Source organism: Gracilimonas mengyeensis (assembly GCF_900182705.1).
GTDB classification, from domain to species: Bacteria; Bacteroidota; Rhodothermia; order Balneolales; family Balneolaceae; genus Gracilimonas; species Gracilimonas mengyeensis.
Genome location: NZ_FXTP01000003.1, coordinates 197034 through 214649 on the forward strand (window position 1 = coordinate 197034; position 17616 = coordinate 214649).

At 45.5% G+C, this 17616-nt stretch carries 9 protein-coding genes; 3 read left to right on the plus strand and 6 right to left on the minus strand.

Annotated features, from left to right (window positions below; translation table 11 throughout):
* Positions 1-59: 59 nt before the first annotated feature.
* Positions 60-3248 (minus strand): efflux RND transporter permease subunit, encoded by a 3189-nt coding sequence (locus tag FN815_RS05160; protein ID WP_142453548.1) that lies wholly within the window; start codon positions 3246-3248, stop codon positions 60-62.
* A gap of 66 nt (positions 3249-3314) precedes the next feature.
* Complete coding sequence (locus FN815_RS05165; protein WP_142453549.1) at positions 3315-4427, minus strand: efflux RND transporter periplasmic adaptor subunit; 1113 nt, start codon at positions 4425-4427, stop codon at positions 3315-3317.
* A 276-nt stretch (positions 4428-4703) separates the two neighbouring features.
* Between FN815_RS05165 and FN815_RS05170 the strand changes: the two genes are divergently transcribed.
* Together FN815_RS05170 and FN815_RS05175 are read left to right on the plus strand one after the other, a co-directional pair.
* The gene (locus FN815_RS05170; protein WP_142453550.1) at positions 4704-5732 is read left to right on the plus strand and encodes a sensor histidine kinase; all 1029 of its coding nucleotides are present in this window, start codon (positions 4704-4706) and stop codon (positions 5730-5732) included.
* Positions 5733-5734: 2 nt separating this feature from the next.
* Positions 5735-6496 carry a LytR/AlgR family response regulator transcription factor gene (locus FN815_RS05175; RefSeq protein ID WP_142453551.1) on the plus strand — a complete coding sequence of 254 codons (762 nt, stop codon included), beginning with the start codon at positions 5735-5737 and terminating at the stop codon, positions 6494-6496.
* Between the two features lie 2 nt (positions 6497-6498).
* Here FN815_RS05175 and FN815_RS05180 read toward each other — a convergent pair whose 3' ends face one another.
* Positions 6499-9288: a glycoside hydrolase family 2 protein gene (locus FN815_RS05180; RefSeq protein WP_142453552.1), complete on the minus strand. Its 2790-nt coding sequence runs from the start codon at positions 9286-9288 to the stop codon at positions 6499-6501.
* A gap of 302 nt (positions 9289-9590) precedes the next feature.
* Here FN815_RS05180 and FN815_RS05185 point away from each other — a divergent pair, with 302 nt between their 5' ends.
* Entirely contained in the window at positions 9591-11588 is a 1998-nt protein-coding gene (locus FN815_RS05185; RefSeq protein ID WP_185957172.1) for a serine hydrolase, read from the plus strand.
* A 286-nt stretch (positions 11589-11874) separates the two neighbouring features.
* Here the strand turns inward: FN815_RS05185 and FN815_RS05190 are convergent, their stop codons facing one another.
* The 3 genes from FN815_RS05190 to FN815_RS05200 form a co-directional block, all read right to left on the minus strand.
* Entirely contained in the window at positions 11875-12846 is a 972-nt protein-coding gene (locus FN815_RS05190; protein WP_142453554.1) for a sugar phosphate isomerase/epimerase family protein, read from the minus strand.
* Between the two features lie 26 nt (positions 12847-12872).
* Positions 12873-14837: a hypothetical protein gene (locus FN815_RS05195; protein ID WP_142453555.1), complete on the minus strand. Its 1965-nt coding sequence runs from the start codon at positions 14835-14837 to the stop codon at positions 12873-12875.
* Between the two features lie 585 nt (positions 14838-15422).
* Positions 15423-17303 carry a M1 family metallopeptidase gene (locus FN815_RS05200; RefSeq protein ID WP_142453556.1) on the minus strand — a complete coding sequence of 627 codons (1881 nt, stop codon included), beginning with the start codon at positions 17301-17303 and terminating at the stop codon, positions 15423-15425.
* Positions 17304-17616 lie beyond the last annotated feature (313 nt).

Genomic DNA, 17616 nt, shown 5'->3' on the forward strand with positions numbered 1-17616 from the left:
GTGATTGTAAACGGTAAAAGGGATTGTATGTTTTGACGAATGTTCATAATTAATAGAAGTTATACGTCCGTTTGTTGTTCAATTTTGTAGTTGATGACGGCTGGTTCTATCGATTCGGCCGTAGCTTCAGTATTACCCTTCATTTTCTGAATAAACAGTCGGACTCGGTTAATTAACAGTATAACATGAGGCAATAACATCAGAATGAAGAAGGTGCCGAAAAAGATACCATATGCAAGTGCAATAGCCATTGGCACCAACATCTTAGCGTCGCCGCTGCTTTCAAGGATGAGCGGTGACAATCCAATAGTAGTTGTTACAGTAGTAAGCAAGAGGGGGCGAAACCGGTTTCGGGCAGCATCAAAAATGGCCTCCATTAGGGGTTGGCCTTCTTGCAGGTTTTGATTGTATTTCGCCAAATAGATAATAGCATCATTAATTATGGTACCCGACAGGGCTATTAGCCCCCAGAGGCTCATTAATGATAAAGGTTCCTGATGAATGCCATGCCCCCAAACGGCACCAATCGCACCAAATGGAATCATAATCAAAATGATGATGCCCTGCATAGCCGACCGGAAATAGAGCATAATGATAAGTACAATCACCAGAAAGGCCACCCCGAAATAGAAAGCCATATGGGAGACCTCCTCACCGGACTCTCTGGACTGCCCCTGGTGCATATAGGTAACATCAGGATAATTTTCCATGATGTCGGGCATAATTTGCTTATCAATATAATCGAGAATGGGAGGTACCGCATCTTCTGAATTTCTCAGATAGGCTTCAACCCGTATTTCTCGTCGGCCGTTGTAGTGGTTAATACGATTCAGACTTCGGCCTTTTTCGAGATTGGCTACCTCATTCAGAGGAAACGAACCCTGTTCGCTCTTTACCTGCATTGTCTCCAACTGACCCAAAGTTTTACGGTTACTTTCGGGGTAGCGTACATACACCCAGAGTTCATCCCGTCCATCCTGGATGCGTTGAGCCAGTGCGCCAAAGTAGGCTGAACGGACCTGTTGCATCAGACTGTTGTAATTGAAACCCAGGTTGTAGGCTTGTGGTTTCAGGGAAATGCGGATCTCTTGGCTGCCCAGCTGGCTATTATCAAGCACATTATAGAGTGCGGACATCTTACGAAGTTCCCGTTTTAAATCGGAACTGGCACTCTCGAGCTGTTTTGCATCGCGCCCAAAGAGGCTGATTTCTACAGGTGCACCGAATTGATTGGAGGCACCAACTCCAAATTTGTATGCTTCCGGTATTTCGCCTACGATCTCGGAGATTCTGTTTTTGATATCACCGTCTCGTACCGAAGTTTCGCTCATATCATCATTTAAAAAAACGCGAATATTTCCTGCATGTGTACCCGATTCGGTCCCTGTAAAGGCAGAGCCAACAGTAACCTGGGTAAGATCTACATAGGATATGGTATCCTGAGGATTAGATTCCATGAATTTCTGATTAGCCTCCCAGACCGCCCGTTCAACCTCAAATAGTTTTTCTTGGGTAATCTCTTCATTAACTCCGGGTTTGAGTGCAAGATCAATGGTAAACGAGTCTGATGGCGGCGAAGGAAAAAACGTCATTGGAATGTAGCCACCCCAGATCAATCCCCCGGTTATCATAAATACCGACAGTGTTATGGCTAAAGTTATACTTTTCAGGTTCAAACTGCGTTTGAGCAGTGGCAAATAAAGTTGTTCTCTTACCCAGGTGATATACTTTTCACATTTATCTCGAAAACGGCCATAGAGCGATTTTTTCTTAATGTCTTGCAAGGCATTGCCTGAAATCAAGTGGCCCGGTAATACAAACATTCCCTCTACCAGAGAAAAACCCAGTGCCGCTACCACTACTATAGCCATTTCCTTCATCATCTCCATAGTACCTGTAATAAATATCAGTGGGATAAATGCAATAATGGTCGTAGATATAGAGGTGAATACAGCAGGAAGAATTTCCATGGTACCGTCCACGGCAGCCCGTTCCGGTGATTTACCTCTTTCGTAGTGAGTAAAGATGTTTTCACCAATCACAATACCGTCATCCACCAGAATGCCGATTATCAGAATCATGCCAAACAACGAAATCATATTGATGGTAATACCTGCCAAATATCCGACAATAAACATGCCCAGAAAAGACGCTGGTATGCCCCAGGCTACCCAAAGCGACAAGCGATAATTCAGAAGTAAAGACAGTGAAATGAATACCAGAAGGATACCCATCAGGCCATTGCTGGCCAGGATGGAGAGCTGATTGTTAATGACCTGCAGGAAATCCTGCATTACCGTTAACTCGTAATCATCATGATTGGTATTAAACTCCTCTATATAATCATTCACATAATTTGAAATTTCCTCCAAATCCTCATTTGCCAGCTTCTGAATCTGGATCGTCACATTACGTTCGCCTTCCACATAGCTTACGTTGGGAGATTCCTCGAACTGTCGGTTTACCGTTGCCACATCCCCCAGGCGTATCAGGCGACCATCAGGATGGGTAATCACCACAATATTGGCAATTTTCGAGGCATCTACAGATCGATTGCGGGAAACTACCAGCAATTCCTCCCGGGGATTACGAATGGTGCCCCCGTGGATATCAATATTATTATTGGCAATGGCGCTTTGAATCTGCTCAAAAGTCAAACCATAGCGCTCAAGTTGGGTCTCATCAATTTCAATTGCCATCTCAATGGTATTCGGAAATCCCGTTACAGAAATTTGAGAGATGAATCCTGAAGCAAGTAAATCTTCTTCTATGCGATTGGTCTGATTATGAAGTGCCATCAGGTCATCATTGTTGGAAGTCAAAGAAAGAAACATTGCCAAATCAGTTCGCCGGTTCTTAGATACAATAGGCTGTTCGGCATTGGTAGGCATATTAGAGATACCATCAACAGAATTCTTTACATCCGTGTAAAGCTCGTCAATATCGTAATTCGACTGCCCCTCGATGGTGATTGTAGCGCTGTTTTCAAGTGATTGAGACTCAAATTCTTTGATTCCCGGAATGCCGCGGATCTCTTCTTCGATAACGGTTGTTACGCCCTCTTCCATCTGCTCCGGGGTAGCTCCGGGATAACTGACAGTTACAGTAATCGTACGGGATTCAACGATGGGGAAGGTTGCTTTGTTCAAGGAAGAGTAAGAGATAACACCCAAAAGAATCAGGGTAATGATCACCAATTTCCCGTAAAACGGATATTTAACAAAAGTGGATACGATGCGTTTTAACATATGTATTTTTGCATATTAATTTTTTGAAGCGGCATAATAGCTGAGCTAACTACACAGTACGACTGGTTATCTTGTCTCTACCTCCTGATTCTCTCTTACATCCATCAGGGATTCAGTTACTACTTGTGTCCCCTCAGGCAAACCATTGATGATTACATGATCATCCATTTTTAGCACAACATGTACATCATATAGGTTTAGCTGCCCATTGGTGACAACATAAACCTGATTATTATCAAGTAGTGCCTCGCGGGGTAGTTTATAACCTTCGATAAAATTTGAACGAGTAAAACGTGCCTCTACATACTCACCAGCCCGAATTTCTGGGATTTGTTGATAAATATTGACAAACACGCTTACCGATTGAGTGCTGAGATCAATAAAATCAGCAATACGATTAATTTTCCCGATGAGGCGGTCTCCGTTTTCCCGGATCAACTCCACCGCCATACCTTCAACAAGCCATTCAGCATCTACAGGCATGACAGAAATTGTGGCTTCCAGATGATCCGTTCGTATGATGGTAGCTAATTCAGTATTCACCCCCGCTACTGCTCCTACATGTTTATTCACCGTTTTATAGGTACCATCGAAAGGAGCCTCAATGATATATTTCTTGTAATTTATTTCCTGTTGTTCAATAGCATAGTATTCGGAGAGAATATTCCGCGAGGCTAGGAAAACACGTTCCTGCTCACTGTCGAATTCAGGAAGCGGTGGCAGCTCCTCATTGATATCTATGTTGTTGAAAAATGTCTTCCACTTGTCGTACTGTTTGGGGTAGTCAATGCTGATGTCAGCCAATTCTTCTGCCAGCAGTTGCAAATAGCTGCTTCGCGCCGATCGCAACGTGGCATGCGCATCTTCCGAATAAATACGAATAAGCTGATCTCTCTTTTTAAATGATTGCCCCTCTTTTAAAGGAACATCTCCGCTAAGAATACGGCCTGTCACCTCTGATGAAAGTGCCACCTCTTCATAAGAGGAAACCCGTCCCTTATATTCAGCCACCGCATCAAGCGTATCATAGAATACTTCCTGTACTTTTACATGCAGAACATCCCGTTGTTGCTCATCAATCACAGGTTCTTCCTGAAAACTGATCATTCCATAGGCTAAAAGTGCTGCAGTTGCCATTAGTGTTGCGGCCAACAGATATGGGAAAAATTTGCTTTTCATATTTATTCAAGTATTACAGTTGAAAAAGATTTCCCCCATATATAACCTGAATTACTAAGGATCAGCGAATAAATTGAACGAAATGGCGGTTTGAGTAAACGAATAACCTGACAAACCATAAAAAATGGAATAAGCCGGTTTTATCAGTTTATTGAACGATTGGTGTTACTCGTTAACCAGAAATGAACATTGGTTCATCCCTTTTTGTATTTGTAAATGAGGTAGGTACGTTTTAGATACATATTGTATTATCTATGAAAACTTAATCCAACATCAATGCTTGTATCTTTAAAACGAAAGACTCTTTTTCAGCTGCTTTTTTGGATTTTTATTGCCAGTATTAATTACATGTTCGCCTTTAATATTATGTCGCCAAAGAGTGCACTGCTGGCCTGCAGTGTAAATACGCTCTTTCAGATGTTGGCCTTTTATTTAAATACGTTTTGGGTATTTCCAAAATTTTTTAACAGGCCTAATTACATACATTATTTTTTAGTCAGCTTATTCACAATTCTTCTTATAGCAACAATGCAAACAGGAATAGAGCTCACTTGGCTACAGCCACTGATTGAGGCGAAAATCCCTAATATTCAAATACCTCGTTTTTTCATAGCACTTCGTATTTTTGTGTGGCTATCATTAATGTACGTTATCAGCTTGGTTTTTTTGACACAAGAGAAACTAAACCAGGAAATGAGTTTTAAAAATGAACTAGTGGAAGAGAAGCTCGAGGCTGAATTGGAACTGCTCAAAAACCAAATACAACCGCATTTTATCTTTAATGCACTTAATAATATCTATTCGCTGGCCTATCGCAAATCAGATGAAACTCCCGACAGCATTCTCAAACTTTCAGAAATGCTCCGTTACGTACTGGAAGATTGCGCAAAGGACAATGTACTGCTACAGCAGGAGATCGATTATATCAAAAACTATATCAGCTTTAAAAAGATGAAAACCCCCTACAAAGAGCATATCAGCTTTGACTATTCTGAGGCCGATCCAGCGGTTCAACTGGCCCCAATGCTTTTTATCCCATTTATCGAAAATAGTTTCAAATACAGCCGCATCGAAGAGTTCCCGAATGCTTATATAGATATCTCACTTCGCACTTCGCTAAAGAAGATATACTTTCATTTACAGAATTCAATTCCACCAGGTTCCGGAGCAAAATCAGGATCGGGCACAGGAATTAAAAATGTACAAAAGCGGCTGGACATTCTTTATCCTGAAGATAATAAACTGGATATCACAGACGAAGAATATTGTTTTGATGTAAAGCTTGAATTGAATATAGGTGAGTAAACATGGAGCCCTCCCTGAAATGTGCCATTGTGGATGATGAATATCTGGCCCGAGAGTATATTAAGGATTATATTCACAAATTATCCTTTGTTGAACTCAAAGGCGATTTCAACTCTCCACTTAAGGTAATGGACCTGCTAAAAAAAGGGGAGGTTGATCTGCTTTTTCTTGATATTGAGATGCCCGACCTTTCTGGACTCGATTTTTTGAAAACACTTGATCAACAGCCGTATATTGTCATTACTACAGCCTATAGCGATTATGCCCTAGAAGGATATGAACTAAATATTTCTGACTACCTGCTGAAACCTTTTTCTTTTTCGCGTTTCCTAAAAGCGGTGAACAAGGTTTCAGAAGCCGTAGAAAAAGATCGAAAGCTCTCCTCACATACCGCAAGGCGCGCGGCCTCTAATGATGCAGATTCTCCGAGGGAATCTGCACCGCCCGACATCTACGATGATTACCTGATCGTGAGAGCCGACCGCAAATACTACAAGATCAACTACGAGGATCTAATTTATATAGAGGGACAAAAAGCGTACGTAACCTTCCATACCGAAAACAAGAAGATAACGGCGCTGTTTTCCCTTAAAGAATTGGAAGAACAACTTCCCTCCGACCGTTTCGTACGTATTCACAAATCATATATTATTTCGGTCCGAAAGTTGTCTTCACTGGAAGGGAATATGGTGGAAATTGCTGATCAGTATTTACCTATTGGGCGTACCTATCGATATAAAATTGAAGAGTTATTTGGTTTGTAATTTTAAAACAAATTTTTCAATTGCTCCTCACTCACTTCCGTTTGTGGATTGAACTCTTCCGAATTCATGTAATCCAAAATTGACCGATACAGCTGACGGGCTGCGGGCTTGTCTTCCAACTTATCTAACTGAGACATACAGACCAGCAGTTTGCCATCTCCTACTTTAAATTCAAAAATGAGTCCCAGCTTGTGATTACGTTGCAGGTTATCAATCACCTGAACCGTGGGACGGTACTCAGCCGGCGTGTCATCCAGAATCAGCGGATTGCTTTCTTTGATGATAGAGAACCATTGCCAGTTGGTGTGGAAGTCGGTTGGGAAAGCCTCAAAAAGCGGGTGCTTCGGTTCCATGAGCAGTCCCAGCGTTCCCGGTGAATACGGCTTGTTGTTACTTTCACTAATACCTTTAAACATCTCGTAATTCCAAAAATTGGGAGGAAATAATCCGCCCACACTCTGCCCTGCCACATCCTCTTCCCTCGGAAACAACAATACTTTATCACCATTCTCTAATGTGGACAACGCTTTTCGGCTCAAGGCGTCATCAACCCAAACCACACCGGTTTCCAGTTCTTTCTCCACAGGCGGATAAATCCATACCGGGTATTCATTGGCATAATCCGTCCCTTTCAGAGAAACCTCTACGGTCAATGCTGTGGGAGCTGTAAAACCGGCCAAATCCAACGTTATATCTGCAACAATTGGAGCTGTACCCTGCTTAACCGTATTGTAGGATATGGTTTCTTGTTGTATTACAGTACCGTCTTTGTCTTTAACCCTCCATTTCAAGGGTTGGCTGATACCACCTTGTCCATAATTGGCTATTTGAATTTCGGTTTGAAACTTCTCACCGGTAGTCCACACGTATTTGGGGAAACGAAGCAGCAAGACAACCTCATTATTCGATTGCAGCCACTTTTCTTTGGAAACAACGCCTTTGTCATCCATAAAGGCATCCAGAATACCAACCAATGCCGTGCCTTGTCCTGGGAAATCCTGTAAGTCTAATAACTGATAACCGGCCATACCTTGTGTTCGAAGTGCTGCTTCCATCTCAGCTTTGTAGCTAAGTGCCGACCACGCCCCGGAAGCCTTCTGAAAAATACTGTCCATCTCTCCCATACCAGAAGCTTCAAGTCTTTCCTGAAACTTCTCCAGATTCCAGGCCCGAAGCACTCCATCATATTTCTCAATTTCATCGTAATCCGGATAAATCTGGTATTGACCAATTTCATGCGAAACTACCGGGATATCAATTTGTGAGATGGGGTAGCTGTAATCAAAATCGGTAGAAGGCGTTTGGGTGTTCAGGATGCCGCCATCGCGGGAATCCACAAAAGCGTGAGTGAGCCGTGTGTGGGTGCGAATGGTATCGCCGGCAGAAGGCGTGCGGGCCCCGATGAAGAAGTCCGAAACCTCACGCGGGGGCGCATAGCCAATGCTGTTATTGGAACCCATGGTGTAGAGAGGGCGCGGGTCAAACTCTTTAAGCGCCTCCATATTGGCTTCTACACGATCGTGCCCGCTCCAGATCTCGTTGCCGTGTGAGAACATTACAAAAGAAGGATGATTAGCGTATTCTTTGAGCAGCGCAAAACCTTCTTGACGCTGCATTTGTGCCACAGAATCGCTTTCCAATCCTCCCCAAAATGGAAGTTCCGGTTGCATATAAATGCCCACCTGATCGGCAGCCTCAAACGCCGCCCTGGGCGGGGTGTAGGAATGAAAGCGATAGTGATTGATGCCCCAAGATTTGGCAATTTCCAGTACCCGTTTCCAGCTTTCCACATCGGTGGGGGTGTAGCCTGTTTCCGGGAAAACCGCCGCTTCGTGTTTGCCCCGCAGAAAAGTGGTGCGTCCGTTGATGGTAAAATGCGTGCCATTAGCCTCAAAATTTCTCATCCCAAAGCTAACCGTTTTAGCATCTTTGATGTGGCCATTGGAAATGACAGCCGTAAGCTCATACAGCGGTTGGTCGTATTCATCCCATAGCTGCATATTGTCTCCCAGGTGGTAGGCAAGTTCCAAACTTTCCACCACGGTAGTATCTGTTTGTTGAACCGGAAGCGTTCTTGAGGTGCCATCTTCGGTGACATGCATGTGCAACTCCACCGAAATCTGCTCCAGGTTTAAGGCATTGTCGATATCCAGTTGGATGCGAGCGGTTTCATTTTCCACATCAGGAGTAACCTGCAAATTGCTGATGTAGGTTTTGGGCATGGCCGCCAGGTGTAAGTCTCCAATTACGCCGTTCCAGTTGGTTTGGGTGTCATCAGAGTACAGGTGATTGTGTCCGTATGGGGTGCGATCCAGGCTATTGTCGATGCGTAAGGTGATAGTGTGTTCGCCGGGAGAGAGGTATTCAGTTACATCAAAGCGCTGTGGGGATTGCATGATGATGGAGCCGCCGACCAATTCCCCGTCAATCCACACTTTGCTGGGTTTGGTGCGTTCCAGGAATAGCTGAATGCGTTTATCCTGAAAGTTCTCTGGTACCGTTACCTTTTTTTGATACCAGGCGGGGCCTTCGTAATCAAACACACGGTTCAGATGCATGGTGGTGGTATCTGTTCGTTTGAATCCTTTTTGATTGGAATCGGTGGTACCGGGGAGCTCCACGGAGTCTGAAAAATCATTTAGGTACCATTGCTCTTCTATCCCCACTTCCGCAGTATCAAGGGCAAAGGCCCAGGTTCCGCTTAGGTCTATATATTCGCGATGTTCTGTTGTTTGTGAACAGGAAATGGCGATTATAAGAAGCAGTGGGAAGAGCCAGAAATGGGTTTTCATGATCTTGGAAATTAAGAGGTTGGTAGTAGGCTAACGATTTAATCAAAACGAATGATTAAATAATATAGTAAAAAATTTAGTGTTTACTTTTTTCTAAGACCGGAAGGGGATGTATTGAAAACCGGGGGAGTCCTAAACCGCAAAAAATTTTCACCTTCTAATTCCTTTCACCTCATTGAAACAATTTGGCGCAACAACCGAACACGCACGGGCAATCATCTTCGGTTGACCATTTCTATCTTTTGGTTAATTTACGGCATTCGGAGATGGACATATCGGGAACTAAAATCAAACATGCTCTTATGAAAAAAGCTACAACCTTGCTTACGGCCCTCCTTTTAACTACTACCTGGGTGTTTGCCCAGACATCAACCCAAACAGAAAAACCCATTACCCAAGGAGAAACCTATTCGGACTCGCTCGCCTCAGTAAGCGTGCATGCGTACTCGGTAGCGCTGGATTCTGCACAGTATGTGTTTGGTTTCGTCAATCAACAGACGGTGGATGTGGTGGTAACAATTTTCAATCCCGAAGGGGATAAAGTTGCCGAGTTTGACGGGCCGGCTCGTGGTAAAGAATCGTTCCAGTTTGATAGCCGTGCGGCCGGAGAGTACCGCATCGAGATAACCCCGTTTGAAAAAAAGGAAGGCCGGTACAGCATCACACTAAAGCTGGTTGAAGCTGTGGCTGAAGATCCCGCCGGACGTGTAAATCAGTTGATGACAGAATATTCGGGTGATGACGTTCCGGGAGCCGCCGTTTTGGTGATGGAAAATGGCGAAGTCACTTTCCAGGAATCTTATGGCATGGCTAACCTCACTTATGATATCCCTATGCAGGAAAAAACCCGTCATAACATCGGGTCTACCTCCAAGCATTTTTTGACTTTTGGTTTACTTTTGTTGCAAGAGCAAGGCCAGCTTTCGCTGGATGATGACGTGCGGGATTACATCCCCGAACTTCCGGAATTTGACCATCCTGTAACGCTGCGGAATATTGTAACCCACACCAGCGGCTATCGCGAGTTTCTAAATACCATCGCCATGACCGGCCGAAATCCGAGTACGGATTTAAGCCAGGAGCAAATCATTAACATTGTGCAGCGCCAGCCAGAATTGCAAAACGTGCCGGGTGCGGAATGGAATTACAATAACACCGGCTACGCTCTGGCTACCGAAGTTATTGAGCGCGTTACGGACGAGTCTTTCCCGGAATGGATGCGTAAGAATGTGTTTGAGCCTATTGGTATGATGCATACGGTGGTTCGCCACAGCCCGGCACAGATTGTGGAAAACCGTTCGGTGGGTTACGAGCCAGCTAAAAGTGGCGGCTACAAAGAGGTTACAGACCTTGGTGGCGCCATGGGCGCCGGAGGCATTCATTCTACCATGGATGATTTAGCTAAATGGATTCAAAACCTGCTGGAACCCAAGGTGGGAACCCAGGAAATGATTACAGCTATGACCACCCCGGATACCTTGAATAACGGACATTCTTCAGGCTATGGGCTGGGACTTTTTATCCAGGAATATAAAGGGCTCACGCATTATCACCACGGCGGAGCCGATTTAGCGCACCGTTCTATGCTGATGATTTTCCCGGAAATTGGAGGAGCCGTTGTGACACAAAGCAATTTCTCAAATTTTAATGGAAGCATCCCCAATAAAATAGCGGACTTGTTTTTTGAAGATCATCTTAAGACGGAGCCTGAACAAGCAGAAGAGGATACTACGGGCGAATCCGAAGAGTTTGCCTATGATGTTGAACAGTTTGATGCGCTCACCGGTCGCTACGAGTTAAGCGTAATGCCTGGTTTTGTACTCACCTTTTCGCGGGATGGAGAGCGTATTTACACCCAGGCTACCAATCAGCCAGAAATTAATCTGACCGCCACATCCGATTCTACCTTTAGCCTGGTGGGCGTGAATGCTGCTATTACATTTCATCGGAATGAAGACGGTTCGGCGGATTCTTTGACGCTGCATCAAAATGGACACCATACTGCCAAACGCATAAGCTGGGAGCCTGCCCCCGAAGAGCTGGCAAACTACACCGGCCGTTATTTCAGTGATGAGATAGAAACGGTGTACACCGTTGCCCTGGAAGACAGCAGCCTGATGCTGCAACATTATCAAATGGAAGAGGATCTTGAGCTTAGCCCCGGAGATGTGGATTCTTTCAGTGCCGGATTTCCCATTGCTGATGTAGCTTTTGTGCGGGATGAGGAGGGCAACATCACTGGATTCAACGCCTCCAATGGCCGCACCCGCGGGGTGTTTTTTGAGAAGATGGAGGAGTAAAAATTATGCGGATTTTATGCCATTTGTGGGTCATGCAAATTTCATAGACGCCATTGTTGCCCAATTTTCTGGCAACTTAATTTCAAAAAAGACATCGATACGAAAATTTTCTTTTTCCAATGTTCCATATCTACCCACCAACCGTTCCTTCGGAACGGAAAAGATGATCCTTAGGATCATCTGGTAGGTAGCCCTGTAGAACCAAAAGAATAAACCTCCGCCCCAATGGTGTGAGTGTAGCGTTATTTACCGGAGGTTAGTTTCCGCTATCGTTGAAGGAATGGAATCACCCCAGCTCCTCTCTCAAACGCTCAAGCAAACGTCTGGTAGCAATAATGCCATTTTCGGCAGATAGAGAGTCACCTTCATATTCCACGCCGATGTAGCCGCCACTCCAGCCAGATTCTTTCACGATAGTTAACAGTCGTTTATAATCTAAACTACTTTCATTCCCATCCTCATCAAAAGCATAGGTTTTGGCGCTTACGCCTTTGGCAAAAGGCATCAGTTCTTTTACGCCTTTGTAGGTATCGTACTGCTCGGCACAGCTATCGCCCCAGCGCTCGTTGTTTTCACGACGGATGCAGAAATTGCCAAAATCAGGCAACGTGCCGGCGTATTCGCTATCCACTTGCCGCATCACTTCCGTCAGGTGCCCGGCATGGGATGACAGTCCGCCATGATTTTCAACCACTACGCTAATTTCACGTTCAGCCCCATATTCAGCCAACCGACTGAGGCCATCGGTTCCGGCCGATATCCATCCCTCCACATTATTCTCTGCTTTCTCTGAACCAAATAAATTTATTCGGATGGCATGGCAGCCAAGATACGCCGCGGCATCAATCCACTTGTAGTGATTTTCAACAGCTTGAGTGCGTTCGGCGTCATCCTGTACCGCCACAAGACCTTCATTATCCACCATAATCAGTACGCTTTCTACCCCGCTGGCATCAGCACGAAACTTAAGCTCCTGCAGGTACTGCTTGTCTTTGGCTTTATCCGCAAAAAACTGGTTCACATATTCTACTGCGCTAATTCCATATTTCTCTTTGGCAACCACCGGGAAGTTCAGGTTATCCAGTTCGCCGCCAAAAATCTGTTTATTCAGCGACCATTCCGCCAGCGATATCTTGAAATCAAAAGCACTTTTTGAGGAAGAGCCTGCGGATAATAAACCCGGCGAGGAAGCCAACATAAAAGCTCCGCCGGCAGCCAAAGCCGATTTTTTTAGAAATTCGCGTCTTGAGTTATTCATAGGATAGATAAAATAATTTTTGTGGATTAATTGGTTGAAATCGAGTCGCTAAACAGCGAAGTAAAACTCCATGCCCCGGCCGTAAAAGTGGTTGAGCCGTCCTTTACCGATACTGTTTGAAGCCGTTCCATACTACGATTTTGATCGGTGACATACACGTGCAATTTGGTTACTCCGTCCGGAAGTCCGTGGATGGTAGCTTCCCGCTCTGCTCCGTTATTCACCACGTGCACCGCGTATTTTTGGTTGGAAAGATCGCCAAAAGCCGCTGCAGTAATCGTCTCGGAATCATCTTCGATGGGTAGATGAAACGAATTTTTTGGGGTAGATGCCAGTTGTTTCAGGTTCCAGAAGCGCTGCATGGGCTGCAGTTCTTCCTCGTTATTGCCAAACACTCCGCCGCCTTTTAGCAGGGAATAATCAGACGTCAGCTGCCATTGCAAAATGGTTTTGGCCTGGGTGATGGACAAGATTCGCAAGTACAGGTTGATTTCATGCATGGCAAAGGTGGCTTCGTCGAAAATGTCGTTGTAGCGCCAGGCGGCCGCATCGGTGCTTCCTTCCCCAACAATTACGGGGATATTCAGCTCCTCCGAAATATCGCGCCACTGCTGCAGGGTTTCATCGGCCCATCCCCGCCAGGAATGAAAGGAAACCGCACTGATGTACTTATGCGCGGAGGGATCGTTTTTAGCAGGATAGGTGAAAGCGTAGCCGTTGGCATCAGCCGTATCGCCCAGGTATAGCTTGGTCATCAGCCCGCGTTCCGCCAGATGCTCCCCCAAGCCTTTAATAAACTGCCGGTGCTGTTGGGGCATTTGGCGTACGTCAATACCCAAATCCGATTCATTGAACGAAAAAGCTGCCGCTTCCACGCCGTATTCTTTTTTCAGGTACCAGATGTAATCCCCAATTGACTGATAGATTTTCTGAATTTTATTTTGATTGAGCAGGTTGCCCCGTTCGCCATTGGGGCCGGGGCCGCGCCGACGTTCCCCCACAATGGCCCACTCCGGTGCAAACCAAGTGCCCAGCGAAACCGGCATGCCCATATTATGCAGGCGCTGCGCCATGGTCATGGCCGCTTCTACCCTCGGATGAATATTACCAGCTTCTGCCTGCGCAATGGGGTCTTGGTCTTCCTCAGCATGCCAGAACCACCAGGGCATTTCCACACGTCCGTAGGCCACGCGCATATTTTCCAGATTATAATCGATTACTTTTGGATCCACCCGCTCGTTTTGCAAGCGGAAGTTTCCGCCCATCCCGATAAACTCCCGCCCAGGCTCACTGGCATCCAGCTGCAGACTCACCGGCTCCCGGTATATTTCTCCGGAGGCTTCCAGTGTGAAAGTGTTGGAAGCCGTCTGTCCATCGGAAGCATTGCCATCGATAAGCGCAAAGTAGATGCGGGCGGGCTCAGCTTTTGCCTCTTTTTTCAGGTAAATTTGGGTTGATTGTTCGGCCCGTATAGACACGTCCATATCGGCAAAGCTGACCGACACTTCATTCCCTTCGGCTTCTGTTTCATCATTAAAACTCAATGCCTCAGAGCCCTCAATCTCAATGCTTCCTCCCTCTGCAATTTTATCTTCAGGAAATTGAAGGCAAAAGAAAGCCCCGCCAATGACTGTATCAGCTCGGGATGCTACTTTAACTTTCACCTCTGCTTTTCCCTTCGAAAGGTCCCGCACCGTTTCTGTAAAAAACAAGCTATCAAGTCTGGGGGTGATGATTTGGCGTTCACCTTCCCGTTCGTAATCGGTATAATGTCTTTCTTTTGCGGTATGACGCACTTCACTCCAATCCGGCGTAGGCGTGCATAAGGTGGCTTTAAACTCCATGAGCTGCCCTTCTACCCTGATACCATTTAGGTTTCCCCAAGCCATCACTTCAGCCTGAGCTTGTATTTCTGTTGAGAGTATGGGCGATAATAACAGGATTCCGGCAAAAACTGCCAGAACAAACTGGGAGCGCTTTTTTAATTGCATAAAACTGTTTTCGGTTGACTAAAAATGTGAAATACTAATTTGTAAAATAAATTGATAAAAAGCAGGCCCGGGAGAACATTGAGCATTCAACAAGGAATGCAGAACATTGAACGGGATACTGCACCCCTTTACGCTCTGCGCATTTTCAACACAAGCCTGTAGGGACTGAATGAAAACACCGCTTTCGATCTGACGGCTGACTCACCTATCCGTACTCCCAATCCTGAAAAGAAGCCTTCGGACCGAAGAGCTGGAGGTCAACTAAACTCCTGCACTGAAAGCCCCTGTATTCTATCCACACGGTCATCCTGAGAATACTTTCGAAGGATCTTTCATTTTGCGGAGCCTATCCAGCCAATTCCCTGAACCACTTTTTCCAGTGACTCTTAGATCAATATCTTTGGCCTGTTGGTAATTATTTTCTGGCTAAGGTTCTTCGGGAGTACCCTCTGAATGACCCATTATTTTAGTCACTAGATTTCTTCCGAATACTGAAGTGCCGGGTTTTAACCGTTGGCTATGCCCAAACAAAAAAGGCACAGCGGTTAACTGTGCCTTTGAAATTATTCTAAGAAAAGAAATTCTCTAATCTTCCAGGAGAGCTTCTACATCAAATACATCATTCTTTTCGTTTAGATCAGCTAAACGATCGGTAGGATCAATGGTGATGGTTTTGATTTCGGAAGCAGGAGCATCAATAGTGAAGTGGTAGTCGGGTTCAACCCACGGCCAGTCTTCCAATACGGTGCGTTCCATCTCGTTCTCCGCCGGCTTTTCATTGCGCATCATACGCAGAGGAATGTAAAACATCTCCTTGCTGCCGTCTTTGTATTCCACCACGATATCCAGCGGCATCGGCATCAGGTCCACACGCTCCAGCATCACTTTGGTTTCTACCGGCGTGCCAATTACGGAATTGATGCCGTAGTCAATGGTTTTAGTGGTTTGTACAAAGTACTCGTAATACCAATCCAGTATCATACCGGATTCTTTTTCCATCACCTGAAGAAAATCGAGATCGGTGGGGTGCTTCATTTTCCAGTCCTGATGATACTGCTTCATCCCGTCACGAAATGCTTTTTCTCCTATAATGTATTCCAGCTGATTTAGAAAAACAGCGCCTTTGGAATAAGCTGCCACACCATAAGCTGAATTGGTATTGTAGTGATCGGCATGAGTAGTCATGGGTTCTTCTTTCCCGCTTTCCACAATGTAATTGTAGCTTCGGTAAGAACCTGAATGCACATTTCCTTCCCTGTTAAACAGGTGGGCCATCGTTTCGGCCGAGGCAAAACTGGTAAAGCCCTCATCCATCCATTCGTACAGACTTTCATTGGTAGCTATTACATTCTGGTACCAGCTGTGATACATCTCATGCACCATCACCCCAACCAAACTTTGAAGGCTTCTTCCACCGGTAATCAAAGTTCCCATTGGGTATTCCATGCCACCGTCGCCCCCTTGCAGGTTGGTGTACTGGGGATACGGATATTCCCCAAAATGCTCGTTCGCATATTCAAAAGCACCGATGGTGTAATCCACCAGCTGCTCCCAGTTTTCAGTGTACTGGGCATTTTCTTGCTCTGAAGCTTCTTCTACAACAGCGGGCTGCTGATACAAGAAGTGCAGCTTCGGTCCATCTGGAACCTGGGCGGTTACATGTTTGAAGTCAGGATCTGCGCCCCAGAAGAAGTCAATCACGTTGTTGGCCTGAAAGTGCCAGGTCATTTTATCACCAGAGGGGCGGTTTACTTCCGCGCCTTCCTCTTCGTATCCATATCCAATTTCATTGGGATTTTGCAGGATACCGGTTCCACCCAGCACATAATTCTGGTCGATGGTAATTTTCACATCAAAGTTGCCAAAAGGAGCATGAAACTCGCGTCCCACATATTCATTTGGATGCCATCCCTGGTGGTCGTATTCAGCCAGTTTAGGGTACCACTGACTCATGGAAAACTCCACGCCCTCTGCGTTATTCCAGCCCGAGCGACGGATTTGCAGCGGCACCTGGGCGTCCCACTCCATTTTGAAAGTCGCCATCTCTCCGGGCTCGATTGGGTCGTTCAGCTCTACCACCAATACGGTTCCATCGGTGGTGTATTCCACGGGATCACCATCTTGCGTAAGGCTGCGTACTCTTTGATAACCGATTTCATCTTCGCTGAGATGATAGATGCGGTCCTGTACGCGCCGGTCGGGATCTTCGATAGTATGGGAGCGTACATCCATCATGCTACCCGGCTGAAAAGCGTTGAAGTAGAGATGATAGTACACGCGGTCCAGCGTTTCAGGGGAATTATTGGTGTACACCAGCGTCTGCTTACCGGCATATTGATGATTCTCAGCATCCACATCAATTTCCATGGTGTAATCCACGTGTTGTTGCCAGTAGTCACTTCCCTGGGCGTGGATTAGGGAATAAGGGAATAGGGTGATAAGGAAAAGAGTCAGTAGTTTTTTCATGCTTCGTAATTTTAACCGCAGAGGGCGCAAAGGTCACGCAAAGAACGCGGAATTATTATTTGAACAAAAATGAGAAATTGGAGATTAAAAATTTCGTAAAAGTAAGGGGCAAACCCCAACAAGTTTGTGCGGGATAAGCGCAGAGCTTATGTAGTCAGGTGGTGATTCACTTCCAATATTCGAATTAAAAAAGTAAAAGTCTCTCCTTGAGGAGAGTACGGCTTTAGCCGGGAGAGGTGTTGGTGCCAAAAGCTATAAAGTTCTAAATTAAGCAAATTACGCACTTGCACTAACACCCTCCGTCTTGCTCCGC

Coding starts and splice junctions, on each gene's coding strand:
- FN815_RS05175 (WP_142453551.1), top strand. CDS start 5,735: ATGGAGCCCTCCCTGAAATGTGCCATTGTGGATGATGAATATCTGGCC.
- FN815_RS05160 (WP_142453548.1), bottom strand. CDS start 3,248: ATGTTAAAACGCATCGTATCCACTTTTGTTAAATATCCGTTTTACGGG.
- FN815_RS05180 (WP_142453552.1), bottom strand. CDS start 9,288: ATGAAAACCCATTTCTGGCTCTTCCCACTGCTTCTTATAATCGCCATT.
- FN815_RS05165 (WP_142453549.1), bottom strand. CDS start 4,427: ATGAAAAGCAAATTTTTCCCATATCTGTTGGCCGCAACACTAATGGCA.
- FN815_RS05200 (WP_142453556.1), bottom strand. CDS start 17,303: ATGAAAAAACTACTGACTCTTTTCCTTATCACCCTATTCCCTTATTCC.
- FN815_RS05170 (WP_142453550.1), top strand. CDS start 4,704: ATGCTTGTATCTTTAAAACGAAAGACTCTTTTTCAGCTGCTTTTTTGG.
- FN815_RS05185 (WP_185957172.1), top strand. CDS start 9,591: ATGAAAAAAGCTACAACCTTGCTTACGGCCCTCCTTTTAACTACTACC.
- FN815_RS05195 (WP_142453555.1), bottom strand. CDS start 14,837: ATGCAATTAAAAAAGCGCTCCCAGTTTGTTCTGGCAGTTTTTGCCGGA.
- FN815_RS05190 (WP_142453554.1), bottom strand. CDS start 12,846: ATGAATAACTCAAGACGCGAATTTCTAAAAAAATCGGCTTTGGCTGCC.